General features: G+C 71.1%; 17 protein-coding genes. 10 read left to right on the top strand and 7 right to left on the bottom strand.

All coding sequences use genetic code 11. The annotated features are described in order from the left end of the window. Nucleotides 1–509: 509 nt before the first annotated feature. From VEA98_RS00735 to VEA98_RS00745, 3 genes are read right to left on the bottom strand one after another with little or no spacing between them, the layout of a single operon-like run. Nucleotides 510–1,307: an RNA methyltransferase gene (locus tag VEA98_RS00735; protein ID WP_324810116.1), complete on the bottom strand. Its 798-nt coding sequence runs from the start codon at nucleotides 1,305–1,307 to the stop codon at nucleotides 510–512. Beyond that, nucleotides 1,307–2,197: a class I SAM-dependent methyltransferase gene (locus VEA98_RS00740; protein ID WP_324810117.1), complete on the bottom strand. Its 891-nt coding sequence runs from the start codon at nucleotides 2,195–2,197 to the stop codon at nucleotides 1,307–1,309. The genes VEA98_RS00735 and VEA98_RS00740 overlap by 1 nt, the downstream gene beginning before the upstream one ends. Continuing rightward, nucleotides 2,169–3,509, bottom strand: a complete 1,341-nt coding sequence (locus tag VEA98_RS00745) for a glycosyltransferase family 2 protein (RefSeq protein WP_324810118.1) — start codon at nucleotides 3,507–3,509, stop codon at nucleotides 2,169–2,171. The genes VEA98_RS00740 and VEA98_RS00745 overlap by 29 nt, the downstream gene beginning before the upstream one ends. A 249-nt stretch (nucleotides 3,510–3,758) precedes the next feature. Between VEA98_RS00745 and VEA98_RS00750 the strand changes: the two genes are divergently transcribed. From VEA98_RS00750 to VEA98_RS00765, 4 genes are read left to right on the top strand one after another with little or no spacing between them, the layout of a single operon-like run. Beyond that, nucleotides 3,759–4,391 (top strand): TetR/AcrR family transcriptional regulator, encoded by a 633-nt coding sequence (locus VEA98_RS00750; RefSeq protein ID WP_324810120.1) that lies wholly within the window; start codon nucleotides 3,759–3,761, stop codon nucleotides 4,389–4,391. After that, nucleotides 4,391–5,209, top strand: coding sequence for an ABC transporter substrate-binding protein (locus VEA98_RS00755; RefSeq protein ID WP_324810122.1), 819 nt, complete (start codon nucleotides 4,391–4,393; stop codon nucleotides 5,207–5,209). Before VEA98_RS00750 ends, VEA98_RS00755 begins: the two co-directional genes overlap by 1 nt. 17 nt (nucleotides 5,210–5,226) lie before the next feature. Further along, nucleotides 5,227–6,198 (top strand): FecCD family ABC transporter permease, encoded by a 972-nt coding sequence (locus tag VEA98_RS00760; RefSeq protein WP_414642117.1) that lies wholly within the window; start codon nucleotides 5,227–5,229, stop codon nucleotides 6,196–6,198. Beyond that, nucleotides 6,195–6,989, top strand: coding sequence for an ABC transporter ATP-binding protein (locus VEA98_RS00765; RefSeq protein WP_324810128.1), 795 nt, complete (start codon nucleotides 6,195–6,197; stop codon nucleotides 6,987–6,989). Before VEA98_RS00760 ends, VEA98_RS00765 begins: the two co-directional genes overlap by 4 nt. Here the strand turns inward: VEA98_RS00765 and VEA98_RS00770 are convergent. Beyond that, nucleotides 6,944–9,013: a lytic transglycosylase domain-containing protein gene (locus VEA98_RS00770; RefSeq protein WP_324810131.1), complete on the bottom strand. Its 2,070-nt coding sequence runs from the start codon at nucleotides 9,011–9,013 to the stop codon at nucleotides 6,944–6,946. The genes VEA98_RS00765 and VEA98_RS00770 overlap by 46 nt on opposite strands. A 112-nt stretch (nucleotides 9,014–9,125) precedes the next feature. Between VEA98_RS00770 and dapA the strand changes: the two genes are divergently transcribed. Continuing rightward, on the top strand, nucleotides 9,126–10,013 hold the full coding sequence (gene dapA / locus VEA98_RS00775; RefSeq protein WP_324810133.1) for a 4-hydroxy-tetrahydrodipicolinate synthase: 888 nt from the start codon (nucleotides 9,126–9,128) through the stop codon (nucleotides 10,011–10,013). Then, nucleotides 10,013–10,483, top strand: coding sequence for an SsrA-binding protein SmpB (smpB, locus tag VEA98_RS00780; protein ID WP_324775486.1), 471 nt, complete (start codon nucleotides 10,013–10,015; stop codon nucleotides 10,481–10,483). Before dapA ends, smpB begins: the two co-directional genes overlap by 1 nt. On the opposite strand, the gene VEA98_RS00785 is transcribed toward smpB, so the two are convergent. The 3 genes from VEA98_RS00785 to VEA98_RS00795 form a co-directional block, all read right to left on the bottom strand. Then, the gene (locus VEA98_RS00785; protein WP_324810135.1) at nucleotides 10,480–10,683 is read right to left on the bottom strand and encodes a hypothetical protein; all 204 of its coding nucleotides are present in this window, start codon (nucleotides 10,681–10,683) and stop codon (nucleotides 10,480–10,482) included. The two genes, smpB and VEA98_RS00785, sit on opposite strands and share 4 nt — an antisense overlap. 132 nt (nucleotides 10,684–10,815) lie before the next feature. Then, nucleotides 10,816–11,460: a uracil-DNA glycosylase gene (locus tag VEA98_RS00790; protein WP_324810137.1), complete on the bottom strand. Its 645-nt coding sequence runs from the start codon at nucleotides 11,458–11,460 to the stop codon at nucleotides 10,816–10,818. Beyond that, nucleotides 11,457–12,026, bottom strand: coding sequence for an NYN domain-containing protein (locus VEA98_RS00795; RefSeq protein WP_324810139.1), 570 nt, complete (start codon nucleotides 12,024–12,026; stop codon nucleotides 11,457–11,459). Before VEA98_RS00795 ends, VEA98_RS00790 begins: the two co-directional genes overlap by 4 nt. Here VEA98_RS00795 and folK point away from each other — a divergent pair. The 4 genes from folK to VEA98_RS00815 form a co-directional block, all read left to right on the top strand. Further along, complete coding sequence (folK, locus tag VEA98_RS00800) at nucleotides 12,025–12,585, top strand: 2-amino-4-hydroxy-6-hydroxymethyldihydropteridine diphosphokinase (RefSeq protein ID WP_324810141.1); 561 nt, start codon at nucleotides 12,025–12,027, stop codon at nucleotides 12,583–12,585. The two genes, VEA98_RS00795 and folK, sit on opposite strands and share 2 nt — an antisense overlap. Nucleotides 12,586–12,703: 118 nt before the next feature. Continuing rightward, entirely contained in the window at nucleotides 12,704–13,132 is a 429-nt protein-coding gene (locus VEA98_RS00805) for a hypothetical protein (protein ID WP_324810144.1), read from the top strand. 126 nt (nucleotides 13,133–13,258) lie between these two features. After that, the gene (rpoZ, locus tag VEA98_RS00810; RefSeq protein WP_324810146.1) at nucleotides 13,259–13,618 is read left to right on the top strand and encodes a DNA-directed RNA polymerase subunit omega; all 360 of its coding nucleotides are present in this window, start codon (nucleotides 13,259–13,261) and stop codon (nucleotides 13,616–13,618) included. A 62-nt stretch (nucleotides 13,619–13,680) separates the two neighbouring features. Then, a partial coding sequence (locus VEA98_RS00815) for an HD domain-containing protein (RefSeq protein WP_414642118.1) occupies nucleotides 13,681–14,276 on the top strand: 596 nt, incomplete at its 3' end.

Below are 14,276 nucleotides of genomic sequence, written 5' to 3' on the forward strand. Positions count from 1 at the left end.
CCGCCGCGCCCGTCGGCGTCCCGCCGATCGCCGCCAACTCGTCCCCGGCGCGCACCGCGGCGGCCTCCGCCGGCGAACCCTCCCGCACCGCGGTGATGCGCCAGCGGTCGCCGTCGGGCTCGACCCACAGATCGCTGTAGCTCGGGACCAGCGCCCAGCTGTCGCCGAACGACGAGCCGGTGATGGCGTGATGGTCGGCCAGCGCCGCCACCGCCCGCTCCACATAGCGCAGCAGCGAGCGCTGGTCCGAAACGGCCTCCGCCTCGGCCCGCAGCACGGCGCTGTCCGGAAAGGCCCCGCCCGGCAACCGGTCCAGATAGGCGTACTGCGCGTTCACCAGTCCCTCCACCGCCAGCGCATCGGCGCGATAATCGGCCGCCTCCTGCGCCGCCACGGGCGCTGCGGCCAGGCTGAAGACGGCGATCAGGCTCAGGAACGGGCGCATACGATGGAGGCTCGCCCCGTCCGCCGTCCGCCGTCCGCCGCAAGTGAATCCGCCGTCATTCGCCTCAGGCGGCGTCGGTCACCGCATAGACCATGACGCCTGTGGCGATGGCCAGGTTCAGGCTGTCGGCCCGGCCCCGCATCGGGATCTTGACGTTGACGTCGCAGGCGGCGGCGAGGGCGTCCGTCAGCCCCGCCTGCTCATTGCCCATCAGGATCAGGGCAGGGGTCTGAATATCGGCTTCGCGATAGCCCACCGAGGCGTCCAGCCGAGTCCCGATCACGCTCCCCGGCCAGCTCTGCCGCCAGGCCAGGAATTCCGCCGCCGAGGCTCTGGCGATGGCCACCGCGAACACCGACCCCATGGTCGCCCGCACCGCCTCGACCGAATACGGGTCCACGCAGTCCCCGATCAGCACCACCCCGCCGCAGCCCGCCGCGTCCGCCGTGCGGATGATGGTCCCCAGATTGCCCGGGTCCCGCACCTGCTCCAGCGCCACCCAGCAGGGCGCAGCGTCCGGCTGGATCGCCGACAGCGGCGCATAGACCTGCTCGAACACCCCCAGCACCGTCTGAGGATTGTCCCGCCGGCTGATCTTCTCGAGGATGGCGTGGGTCACCACCACCACCTCGCCGCCTGCGGCCCTCGTCTCCGTCCGCGCCCGCTCCAGCAGCGGATGCGGCCGCGCATCCTCGCCGACGAGCAGCAGTTTCGGCGTCCGCCCCTGATCCAGCGCCTCGCCGATGAATTTCAAGCCCTCGGCCAGGAACCGCCCCGTCGCCTCGCGCTCCTTGCGCATGTGCAGCGCCCGCACGCCCTTGACCGTCTCATTGGTCAGGGAGGTGATCAGCCGGTCGCCCATCAGGCGCTCCACCGCGCGAAGAAGCTCAGCCCGATGGCGCGACCGTCCGTCCCGTCCTCGGCCAGCGCCAGCTCGCCCCAGTCGATCACGCCGCCCCGGTCCGCCGTCGCCTCGGCCATCAGATGCGCCAGAGACAGGCCCGAAATCCGCGCCGCATACGCATTGAGCAGCAGGAAGGAAGCGTCATCCGACAGCAGGGCCGCGCAGTCTTTCAGCAACCCCGGCAGGTCCTCGAACAGCCGCCACACCTCGCCCGTCGGCCCCCGCCCGTACTTCGGCGGATCGAGAATGACGCCATCGTATTTCGACCCCCGCCGGACCTCCCGCGCCACATATTTCCGCGCGTCCTCGACGATCCAGCGCACCGGCCGGTCCGCCATACCCGAAAGCTCCGCATTCTCCCGCGCCCAGGCCACCGACTTCTTCGAGGCGTCGACATGAGTGACCTCAGCCCCCGCCGCCGCGCAGGCCAGGCTGGCCACGCCGGTGTAGCCGAACAGGTTCAGGATGCGCGGCTTCCTCAGCCGGCGGATGCGTCCGTCCAGCCAGTCCCAGTTCGCCGCCTGCTCCGGGAAGAAGGCCAGGTGCCGGAACGGTGTAAACCGGCTGGTGAACCGCACATCGCGCCACGCCAGCGGAAAGCTGTCGACCGGCTTGCCGGCGAAACGCCAGCGCCCGCTCTCGTCCTCGTCGGTCGGATCGAACACGGCGTCCGCTGCGTCGAACGCGGCCGGGTCGCGCGGCGACCAGAAGCACTGCGGCTCGGGCCGCACCACCGTATAGGGCCCGTAGCGCTCCAGCTTGCGACCGTCGCCGCTGTCCAGCAGGGCGTAGTCCGGCCAGGCGCGGGTGACGAGGGTTTCAGGCGACGGGTTGAGGCGCGGCGGCATGGCCCGCTGATAGGCGGTTCGGCGCCGTCTCGTCCAGCATGGCGTGGGCCCGGGCCGGCGTGGCCCCGCCGCAGGCCTCTGGCGCGTCCGGCCGATGCGCCGTCTTGTCCCAGGCGAACGGCTCGCGGATCAATCGCCAGGCGGCATGAACCCAGGCGAGGCTGAGCAGCGCCCAATAGGCCGGAGCGGAGACCGCGTCGACCAGGGTATAGGCGACCCCGGCGCGCTTCGCCCCCGCCCAGCACGACAGCCAGGCCGACGCCGCTCCGACGATCAGCACGCCGAGCGCCAGAAGCGGGATCAATGGCGGAAGACCGGCCACGGAGGAGACCAGGACCGTCGCGGCCAGCCAGGCCAGCGACGGCCCGTGAACCGCCGCCGACACCAGCCCTGCGCCGACGGTCACGAACAGGGAGAACAGGCCTCTGGGCCCGAGCCGCCATGCCCGCCGCGAGTGCACCCCGAAGGTCTGCATATAGCCCTTGAGCCAGCGCGTGCGCTGCGGGAGCCAATGCTGCAGGGAGCCCGGCGACGTCTCCCATGTCGGGCGATGGATCACGTCCAGCCGCCAGCCGCGCCGCCACAGGCGGAAGCCGAGGTCCGCGTCCTCGGTGACGTTCCAGACGTCCCAGCCGCCGACTTCCCGGAGGACATTGGTGCGAAAGTGATTGCTCGTCCCGCCGAGAGGGAAGGGGAGGCCAAGCCGGCACATCCCCGGCAGGGTCGTTTCGAACAGGGCGGCGTATTCCGCCGCGAACTGTCGCTCGATGAAGGTCGCCGCGCGCGCCGACCGGGACCGGATGCGCAGGGGCGCCTGCAGGCAGGCGAGCCGGCCCGTGCGATCGGCGGCGAATTTGGCCGCGGCCTCCCGCAGTTGCCGTGGGTCCGGCTCATCCTCGGCGTCATAGACCGTCAGCAGATCGCCGGTGGCGTGGCCGAGGGCGCAGTTGAGGGCGCGGGGCTTGGTCAGGGGCGCGCCGGGAGGGGCGACGAACACCTGCAGCCACGACGGCCGCGGGGTTGCGAGCGCGGCGGCGATGGTGGCGTGGTCATGGGCCTCGAGAACAAGCAGGCCCTGAAGACGGTGGGACGGATAGTCGATGCGCGACAGGCGTTCGATCAGTTGTCCGACCACCGGAGCCTCGTCGTGAAGCGCCGCGAGGATGGTGTAGCGGGGCAGGACAACAGGTTCGGCGCAGGCGCCGGCGGTCCTGCCGCTGACCAGCACCAGAAGAACGCGCCATCCGGCCAGCCCCAGGAACACGACCGCCGCCAGCCCGACCAGCAGCCCGGGCGCGTCTCCGGGGTCCATTCAGAGCCAGCCGGCGAACCCGCCGGCCACAAGCGCCAGCAGCACCAACTGGTCAGGGGAGAGGGAGCGTTGGACGGCGCTTTGTGGCGTGGGCACGCCGTACCGGGACCCGTCCCGGCGACGCTCCGACAGAACGTTGATCCATGATCCGTCCATTCAGAATGGTTAACGGAGTGATTCGCTGGCGGCAAGCGGTTGGCGCTGGGCCGGGAATGCCGCTATTCAGGACAGGTATTCGGAGACGTCTTCTTGGACACCGCGGCCGCCCTGACTCCCAGATCACAGCGCAAGCCGAAGGGCGAGGGTCATGCCCGCCGCGCCGAGATTCTGGCCGCGGCCGAACGCATCTTCGTCGAGCACGGCTACGAGGGGGCGACGATCCGCAAGATCGCCGACGAGGTCGGCCTGTCCTCGACGGCGCTCTACATGCATTTCGCCGAGAAGGGCGAAATCCTGCACGAGATCTGCCGCCAGGCCTTCGCGACCCTGATGGCCGCCAACGAAGACATCCTGGCCCAGCCGGGGGAACCGGAAGCGCGGCTGCGGCGGATGCTGCGGGCCTACATCGCCTTCGGCTTCGCCAATCCGAACGCCTATCGCCTCGCCTACATGACCCGGCCCGTCGAGCTGAGGGAGGGCGCCCAGTCGGCGGCGCGGGAACTGGGGCATGAGCTGTTCCGCTCGTTCGAGAAGGTCGTCGAGTCCGCCGCTGACGCCGACCGGCTCAAGGGCGGGGCCGCCGTCACGGCCCAAGCGCTGTGGGCCGGCGCCCATGGCCTGGTCTCGCTGATGATCACCAAGCCCTATTTCGACTGGGAGGCGCCGGAGCTTTTGGTCGACACCCTGATCGACGGGCTGTTCGCAGGGCTCCTGAAGCCGTGATGGCCGGGGCGAGGGGGCTCGCAGCCGCCGGCCTGGCCATGGTGCTGATCCCGGCGGGCGGCCCCGCCGGAGCCGTGGAGAGCCGGCCTTTGCGGGTCATGTCGCTGGACCAGTGCGGCGACCAGTACGCCCTGGCTCTGGCCCCGGCGGCCGAGCTCGCCGTCTCGCCCCGCGCCGACGACCCCGACTCCTGGATGCGGCATGCGGCGGCCGCGCGGCGGCGTGTGCGGCCCACGCTGGAGGCGGCCATCGCCTTCCAGCCCGACGTCGTGATCCGCTACTGGGGCGGCGACGCCCGCCTGCTGGCGCGGCTGAAAGCGGACGGCGTCCGTGTCGTCACCCTGGACGACGCCACGGACTTCGACGGGATACGCAGCAACATCCGGTCCGCAGCCTCGGCCTTCGGCGATCCGGCGCGCGGCGAGTCTCTGATCGCGCGCATGGACGCCCGGCTGCGGGAGGCGGCGCCGCGGGCCGGCGCGGCCCGGCGCTCCGCCCTCTATCTGACGGCGGGCGGGTTCACGGCCGGGCGAGGCACCCTGGTCGACGCCATGCTCGTCGCGGCGGGCCTGGTCAATGCCGCGGTCCTGCGGGGGTTCGCCCCCGTCAGCGTCGAGCGCATCGCCCTGTCGCCGCCGACGCATTTCGTGCTCGGCTTCTTCGATCAGTCGCGTGGAGACTGGCGCGGACCTGGTCGCCATCCGGTCGTGCGGGCGGCCGCCCGAGACCGTGTGGTGGCGCAGCTCCCCGCCGCCAGCCTGACCTGCCCCGCCTGGTTCGCGGCCGACGCCGCGGCGATGCTCGGGCCAGCCGGTTGACCGGCGGTCCCGGTCGGTTGACCGTCTTCCTCCTTCTGGCGATCGCGGCCGCCGTCCTGCTGGCCGTGCTGTTCGGCGAAAGCGCCTTCGATGCGGCCCAGCTGGGGCAGGCCTTCACCGATCCGTCGTCGGGACCGGCGGAGGTGCTGTGGGCCGTGCGCGCCCCCCGCGCCGTCACCGCCCTGGTGGTCGGCGCGGCGCTCGGCCTGTCCGGAGCGGTGATGCAGGGCCTGCTGAGAAACCCGCTGGCCGATCCGGGGGTGCTCGGCGTCTCGGCGCTGGCGGCGCTCGGCGCGGCCGGCGCCATCGTGCTGGGCTGGGCCGGGCTCCCGGGCGCGGTCGAGGTCGCGGCCCTTTGCGGAGCCGGTCTGGCGGGCGGACTGCTGGTGCTGTTCTCGGCCCGCGTGCGCTCGCCCGAGGCGCTGATCCTGTTCGGCGTCGCGGTGTCCAGTTTCGCCGGCGCGGCCACGGCCCTGATCTTCAACCTGTCGCCGTCCCCGATCGCCACCGCCGAGGTGATGAGCTGGCTGCTCGGCTCGGTGCAGAACCGCAGCTGGATCGACGTGGCCTGGGTTGCCCCGGCCGTGCTGGCCTCGGCCGTGCTGGCGGCCCTCGCGGCGCCTGGTCTGCGCATGCTCAGCCTCGGCGAGGAGACGGCGCGGACATCCGGCCTCCCCATGGCCCGGCTGCGGCTGCTGGCCCTTCTGGCCGCGGCCCTCGCCACCGGCGCGGCGGTGGCCGTCGCCGGCGTGATCGGCTTCGTCGGCCTCGCCGCGCCGCATCTGGTGCGGACCGCCGTGCGGGGGGACCCGGCCCGGCTGCTGCTGCCCGCGGCCCTGGCCGGCGGCCTGATGCTGGTGCTGGCCGACCTGCTGGCGCGGATGACGCCGACCGACCAGGAGCTCAAGCTTGGGGTGTTCACCGCCCTCGTCGGCGCTCCCCTGTTCGCCCTCATCGCCTGGCGGGCGGCGCGGGAGTGGCGGCTGTGAGCGCCCTGGCCCTGGAGGCGGCCTCGGCCCGGCTCGGCGGCCGCGCCGTGCTGGAGCAGGTCGCCCTGTCGGTCGCACCGGGCGAGCTTGTCGCTCTCGTGGGCCCCAATGGCGCGGGCAAGTCGAGCGTGATCCGCGCCCTCGTCGGCCTGCTGCCGTTGTCGGACGGGCGCGCCCTGCTCGGCGGCGACGAAGTCGCGACTCTGCCGGCGAGGGCGCGGGCGGCGCGGGCCGCCTATCTGCCGCAGGAGCGCCGCATCGCCTGGAACCTGCCCGCCGTCGAGGTGGCCGCGCTCGGCGCGCCCTTCCTCGCCGTGGAAGAAGCCCTGAACCGGGCCCGCACAGCGCTGGGCGAGGTCGAAGCCGGTCATCTGGCCGACCGCGGCGTGGCCGAGATGTCCGGCGGCGAACGGGCCCGGGTCCTGCTGGCCCGGGCGATGGTCGCGGAGGCCGCGGGCCTTCTCGTCGATGAACCCATCGCCGGCCTCGATCCCGAGGCCCAGCTGATGGTGCTGGAACGGCTCCGGGTCCGCGCCGACGCCGGCGAGGCGGTGTTGGCCAGCCTGCACGACCTGCCGCTGGCGGCGCGGTTCGCCGACCGCGTGGTGGTGCTCGACCACGGCCGGGTCGTCGCCGACGCGGCGCCGCTGGAGGCCTTGGCGCCCGGCATCCTCCGGCGCGTGTTCGGCCTGTCGGCTCGCTGGATCGAAGGCCCGGATGGACCGCTGCTGTCAGCAGGCCGCCGTCACTGTGCCCCGGACGGGTCGGTCACAGAGCCGCTCGCGACATAGGGCTGCGGGCCCGCCGGCGCCCCGCGCCGCAAGTCGCTGGACAGGGTCAGCGGGGCCGAGCCGCCGTTCAGCCGCGCCTTGTAGATCGACATGTTCTCCATGACCCGCATCATGTAGTTGCGGGTCTCGGTGAACGGCGCGCACTCGATGAAGTCGACTGGATCGACCAGTCCGCCTCGCGGGTCGCCGCAGCGGGCCACCCACTGTGGCGGGCGGGCCGGGCCGGCGTTGTAGGCGATGGTGGTCAGCAGCATCGACCCGCCGAAATTCCCCATCAGGTCGCCGAGGTGGAAACTGCCCAGCGTCATGTTGAAGTCGGCCTCGTACAGCCGCTCGTCCGAATAGGGCAGGCTCAGCTGGCGGGCCACGGCGCGGCCCGTAGCGGGGATGAATTGCATCATCCCCCGCGCGTCGGCGCCGGAGCGGGCGCGCGGATCGAAGCTCGATTCCTGACGCGTGATGGCCAGGGTGAACTCCAGCGGCGCCGCGCCCGCGACCGGCGGCGGGATGCGCACCGGGTACTGGCGCTCAGGCATCAGGTATCCGCGCTGGCTGGCGGCCCGGCCGACCATCATGGCCGTGAAGCCTTCGCCATAGGCGCGCGACAGGTCCATCAGCAGGGCCAGCTGCGCGGCGTCGGGCAGGTCGTCGTCCAGCTGATAGGCGAAGACCCGGAACAGGCTGGTCTCGCCGGTCTCTCCGAGGATCCGCAGGGCCCGCACCAGTTCATTGCCCTCGAAGGCGGCGGTGTCCGCCGCGGTCGGAACCGGATCGGCGGGCAGGACCAGCGTGGTCTGCCCCGCCTTCTCCGCCGCCAGCTGGCCGTAGAAGCTCTGGATATGCTGCGCGCCGCCCCGGTAGAACTGCACCGCCGACGGCGTATTGCCCTGGGCCTCGGCCGCCCGACCCAGCCAGTACAGCGCCCGGCCCTGGGTGATCGGGGTCGAGGACGACTGTCGCAGCGTCTCGAAATGGGCGGCGGCGCGGGCCGGGTCGTTCAGCTTGGTCAGCGCCACCCAGCCGGCGAAGAACTCGGCGTCCACCTTGCGCTCGCCCGAAGGGAAGCCGTGACCGGCCATGGCGTCATACGCCGCCTGCCAGTTGCGTACCTGCAGAGCGTCGAGGAAATAGTTGCGCCGCTCGCTCCACAGGGTGTTCTGACCCTCGGTGTGCGAAGGCGCGGCGGGCAGGGCGCTCAGCAGGGCGAAGCCTTCCGACTGGCGGCTCTGCGAGCGCAGGATGCGGACCCGCTCCAGCACCACCGCCGGGTCCATCGCCTGCGACGGGCTCAGGCCCGCCACCACCGCGTCGGGACTGTAGGCGGTGCGCAGCGCCATCGCCGCCTCGGCCACCGCCCGCCGTTCGGGCGACGCCATCTGCGTCATGGCGCGCGTGGCCGGGCCGTGCGGGCCGAGCAGCAGCATGTTCAGGCGCGCCTCGTGATCCGCCTGACTCAGCCAGCCGCCCCAGCGCGTCAGGATGCGGCTCTGCGCCGCCTCGTCGAATGAGCGGGTCCGCCACCAGTCCGTGATCAGACGGCGCGCCTCGTCGCCCCGGCCGCGCTGTTCCAGCGCGTCGGCGAGGGCGATCGCGCCCTGGACGGTCGTCGGCGGCGTCCGGGCGAACAGGGCGAGGGCGGCGTCCGGGCCGGCGTAGGCCAGGTCCAGCGCCCGCTCGGCGGCGGCGCGGCGGCTCTCGGCCCGCGGCCAGCCGGCGAATGCGGTCTGGGCCACGGCCAGATCGCTGTACGGCAGTTGCTCGGCCGAGGTGTCGAGCAGCGCCCATTCGACCAGCTTGCGGGCGGCCGCGTCGCGGATCTGGGCGGCGGTGGAACGGGCGCCGACGACGTCGCGGGCACGCGCCTGGGCCAGGCCCTCGCGGAAGAGGGCGGCGTCCTGATCGTTCAGCACCCGCGCCTGCGTCCCCTGCGGCGCGACCGCGGCGTACGGCGTTTCCTGCGGGACCAGCGATTCGGGCGCGGGGGCGAGCAGAGCCAGAGCGGCCGCGAGACTGGTTGCGATCATTCCGTGTCCGATCCCCATTCCATGACGGTTGCGGCGGCGTCGCCGGCAACCTACCCTCCCACGCTTCGCCTCAGGCGTCTTCGCCCGTCTCCCACGCAGGACCATCGTTTCAATGACCGCCCCCTTGTTCAAGGGCGTGATCACCGCCCTGATCACACCACTTCGTGACGGAAAGGTGGACGAAGCCGCCTTCAGGACGCTGCTGGAACGCCAGATCGCGGCCGGGGTTCACGGCGTCGTCCCCATGGGCACGACCGGCGAGAGCGCCTCGCTTCACCTCGACGAGCACAAGCGGGTGGTCGAACTGTGCGTCGAGATCGCCGCCGGGCGCGTCCGCGTCATCGCCGGCGCCGGCTCCTCGGCTACCGACAAGGCCATCGACCTGGTCCGCTTCGCCAAGACCGTCGGCGCGGACGGGGCCCTGGTCGTCACCCCCTATTACAACCGGCCCTCGCAGGCCGGCATGGCCGCCCATTTCGAGGCCATCGCCGAGGCCGTGCAGCTGCCGGTGCTGCTCTACAACGTGCCGGGCCGCACCGGCGTCGACCTGGCCAACGAGACCGTGGCCCGTCTGGCGGCGCATCCGAACATCGTCGGCATCAAGGACGCCACCGGCGATCTGGCCCGCGTCAGCTGGATGAGGGCCAACATCCTCGACCAGCAGTTCGACCTGATCTCGGGCGACGACCCCAGCTACCTCGGCTACCACGCCCACGGCGGGGTCGGGGTCATCTCCGTGACCTCCAATGTCGCTCCTGAGGCCATGGTGGCCCTGCACGACGCGGCCGCCTGCGGCGACTACGCCACGGCTCGCCAGTGGCAGGACCGGCTGATCGGCCTGCACAAGGGCCTGTTCCTCGACAACTCGCCGTCCCCGACGAAATACGCCCTGTCCCGCCTGCAGCTGTGCACCGAAGAGGTGCGCCTGCCGCTGGCCCCGACCGCCGAGGCGGTGAAGCCGGCCATCGACCGCGCCATGTCGGAAGCGGGCCTCGGCTGATGGCTAGCGAAAAGCCGAAAACCAAACTGATCGCCGAGAACCGACGCGCGAAGTTCGACTACTTCCTTGAGGACTACACCGAGGCGGGCATCCAGCTGCTCGGCACCGAGATCAAGGCGCTGCGCGACGGCCGCGCGAATATCGCCGAGTCGTATGCCGCGGTGGAAGGGCGCGAGATCGTCCTGATCAACGCCGACATCCCGCCCTACAAACAGGCCAACCGCTTCAACCATGAGCCGCGCCGCCCGCGAAAGCTGCTGCTGCACCGCAAGCAGATCGACAAGATGATCGGCGCGGTCCAGCGGGACGGCCAGACCATCATTCCGGTCAAGCTGTACCTGAACGAAGCGGGCAAGGCGAAGCTGGAGATCGCCCTCGCCAAGGGCAAGAAGCTGCACGACAAGCGCGAGGCCACCGCCCAGCGCGACTGGCAGCGCGACAAGGCGCGGCTGATGAAGGAACGGGGCTAGAAGGAGGTCGTCACCGGCTGGGCGTCGAGCACGCCGGGGATCGAGGCCGCCGCCTGATCCGCCCCCCACGGTCCGAGGGACGGCTGGGTCCATTGCTGGAGGACCAACGCGAACGCCGCGATCAGGCCCGCGATCAGCAGCGCCCACATCGCCGCCTTCCGTTCTTCCGGAGTAAAGGCGCTCCGTTCCGTCCTACGCATGACAACCTCCCAGGTCCCGCTCGTTCAACGCGGGTTCGGCGACGCTGTTCCTGGGTCAGGAGGGTACACCCGACGACCTCTGATTCGCGTGGCGCGGGAAGCACAGTCGCCCATCGGGCGACCGGCGTTCGATCACGATTCGATGAGCGCCCGGGCGCGCCGGAAGACGTCCTCGAACATCTCCGCCGTCAGCCGCCCTGTGTTCGTGTTGAGCCGGGAGCAGTGGTAGCTGTTCAGCAGCACATAGGGCCCGACCTCGGCCTGGGCGCCGTGCCCCGCCGGCATGACGCTCGCCGGCCGGCCCAGCGCCTTGAGCACATTGCGTCGCGAAACGTCGCCGAGTGTCACGATCACCCTGAGCCGGGGCAGGGCGGCCAGCCGCGACTGCAGGAACGGCCGGCACGTCGCCTCCTCGATCGGCAGCGGCTTGTTGCCGGGCGGGGCGCAGCGCACCGCATTGGTGATCATGCAGTCGACCAGTTCCAGGTCGTCGTCGCCGTTCGGGTCGTAGCGGCCGCGCGCGAAGCCGGCCGTCAGCAGCGTCTCGTAGAGCAGCCAGCCGGCGTGATCCCCGGTGAACGGCCGGCCCGTGCGGTTGGCCCCGGTGCGGCCCGGAGCCAGTCCGGCGATCAGCAACCGGGCCCCGGGGTCCCCGAACGAGGGCGCCGCGCCGTTCCACCAGCCGGGGTTCTGACGCGCATTCTCCAGCCTGTATTCGACCAGCCGCGGGCAGAGCGGGCAGTCGCGCGGGGCCTCGGGCGTGTAGGGCGGGATCATTGGTCGAACACCCGGGCCGAGGGCGCGGCCCCGGGCGTCCGCGGCCGTCCGATTTCGGGCAGCAGGTCGTTCAGCTCCACGAACGCATCCGCCTGCCGCCGCAGCTCGTCGGCGATCTGCGGCGGCTGGCTCTTCATCGTCGAGACCACCGTCACCCGCACCCCGCGGGCCTGCACCGCCTGGACCAGCCGGCGGAAGTCGCCGTCGCCGCTGAACAGCACCATCTGGTCCACGCGCGGCGCCAGCTCCAGCATGTCGACCGCGATCTCGATGTCCATATTGCCCTTGGTCCGGGAATGGCCCTGGGCGTCGGTGAACCGCTTGACCGGCTTGGTCACCACGGTGAAGCCGTTGTAGTCGAGCCAGTCGACAAGGGGCTTGATCGGCGAGAACTCTTCGCCCTCGATCACCGCCGTGAAATAATAGGCGCGAACCAGAACGCCTTTTGCGCGATACATCTCCAGCAGCCGGCTGAAGTCGAGGTCGGCGCCCAGCGCCTTGGCGGCGGAATAGAGATTGGCCCCGTCGATGAACAGGGCGATGCGTTCGGTCGGATAAGGCGTCATGGAAATCGGTTCCGAAAATATGGACGTCCCGGTCTCCGTCGAAATGGACGACGCCGTCGATCTGGACGAGGCCGTCATCGTCGCGCTGGGCTGCAATGACAAGGGGGCGTGGCGGGATTGCCGCGAGGCGCTGGAGGCGGCGCTGGCGCGCTTCCGCTCCGAGGGCGTCGATGTCGTGATGCGTTCCTCCTGGTGGCGCTCGGCCGCCTGGCCCGACCCGGACGATCCGCCGTTTCTGAACGGCGTGGTCGTGGTCCGCACCGCCCACGATCCCCACGCCCTGATGGCCGCGCTCGGGCGTATCGAAGAAGCCTTCGGACGCCGCCGCAGCCTGGCCAACGCGCCGCGCACCCTCGATCTCGACCTGATCGCCTACGGCCGCCTGACGGGAGACCTGGACGGCCTGATCCTGCCCCATCCGCGGGCCGCGGAACGGAAGTTCGTCATGGGGCCGCTGGCCGAAATCGCTCCGGACTGGATCGAGCCGGTGAGCGGCGGGCGCGCGGCCGATCTGGCTCGCGCAGCCCCCATCGGGATCGACGCCCATCCGCAAGGGTGAGGCAAATTCTCAACAGCCGCCCGCCCATCGAACGTCGGTCAGATTTCGTAGGTTGTCAGCCGACCCAACCGGCGGTTTCACTCCGCCTGGCGTCACAGTGACGCCTGGGGGATATCCAATGATCATCTGGTCCGGCTGGGGCTTTCTCGTCGCCGTCTTCTACGTTCTCGGCTATCTGGTCGGCCTCCCCGTCGGAAGCCTGGTCTCGGACGATCCGAACACGGCTGCGGCGGTGAGCTTCATCTGCGCCGGCCTGGTGGCCGGGCTCGGCTCCTTCCTGTTCGCCCGGCAGTTTGAGAAGGGCGAGGGCCGGGCTTTCATCGACGAGGCCACCCAGCAGCGCATCGTGGTGCGCAAGCACGCCGGCTCGCTGTTCTTCGTGCCGACGCGCTACTGGGCCTATGTGGCCCCGGTGCTCGGCATCGCCCTGGCGGTGCTGATGATGACCACGCCGCCGGTCGAGCCGCTTGAGCCGGCCGCCGCCCAGGCTGAGCCTGCGGCTGCCGCGGCGCCCGCGGTCGAAACTCCGGCGGCTCCGGCCGCCTGAGACGCTTCCGGCGCGGCGGAAGGGCCCCGCCGCCGCCTCCGTCGCCTCATTCCCGCCCATGCGGCGTTGCACAATGGCGTCCGACCCTATATTTTGTGCGGTTCTCCCCCGCGCTCGAGGAAATTCATGGCCCGCGTCACTGTCGAAGATTGCATCGAGAAGGTGCCGAACCGTTTTGGTCTGGTTCTGCTGGCCGGCCACCGCGCCCGCTCCATCGCCAACGGCGCTGCGCTGACGCTCGATCGCGACAACGACAAGAACCCGGTCGTCGCCCTGCGCGAACTGGCCGAGGACACCGTCAGCCCCGACGAGCTGCAGGAAAACATCATCGTCACCCTGCAGCGGGTCGATGAGCGCACGGAAGCCGAGGACGAGGCCGAGGTCGTCGCCCTGCTGGCCGAGCCGCAGCACATGAACATGGCCGAAGCCGAGCTGATCCGGGCGCTGCAAAGCGACCGCGACGGCGGGCAGGAGGAGCGGTACTGACGGCCGAATCCGCCAAAGGTATCACCATCCTGCCGGCGCGGACCTCGCAGCCCGCGCCGTCTCTGAAAGCTGCCAATCTCAACGATCCGGAGGACGACCGTCCCCCGGCCGAGGCTCCCGAACCCTCCCGGGCCCGGGTGCTGCGGCAATTCGAGCTGGTCGAGGCGGTCAAGGCCTATGACCCGACCGCCGACGAGGCGCTGCTCAACCGCGCCTACGTCTACGCCATGCGGATGCACGGCTCGCAGAAGCGGGCGTCCGGCGACCCCTATTTCGCCCACCCCATCGAGGTGGCGGGCATCCTCACCGATTACCGGCTGGACACCGCGACCATCGTCACGGCCCTGCTGCACGACGTGGTGGAGGACACCGAGGCCACGCCGGCCGATGTCGCCGCCCTGTTCGGCGAGGAAGTCGCCGAACTGGTCGAGGGGGTGACCAAGCTCTCCAAGCTGGAGCTGACCGCCGAGCACGCCCGCCAGGCGGAGAACCTGCGCAAGTTCATCCTGGCGATCTCCAAGGACGTCCGCGTCCTGATGGTCAAGCTGGCCGACCGTCTGCACAACATGCGGACGCTGCAGTACATCAAGAGCCCGGCCAAGCGGGAGCGGATCGCCCGCGAGACCCTGGACATCTACGCCCCGCTGGCGCGCTCCAT

It is taken from the genome of Brevundimonas sp. (genome assembly GCF_035627055.1).
Classification (GTDB): domain Bacteria; phylum Pseudomonadota; class Alphaproteobacteria; order Caulobacterales; family Caulobacteraceae; genus Brevundimonas.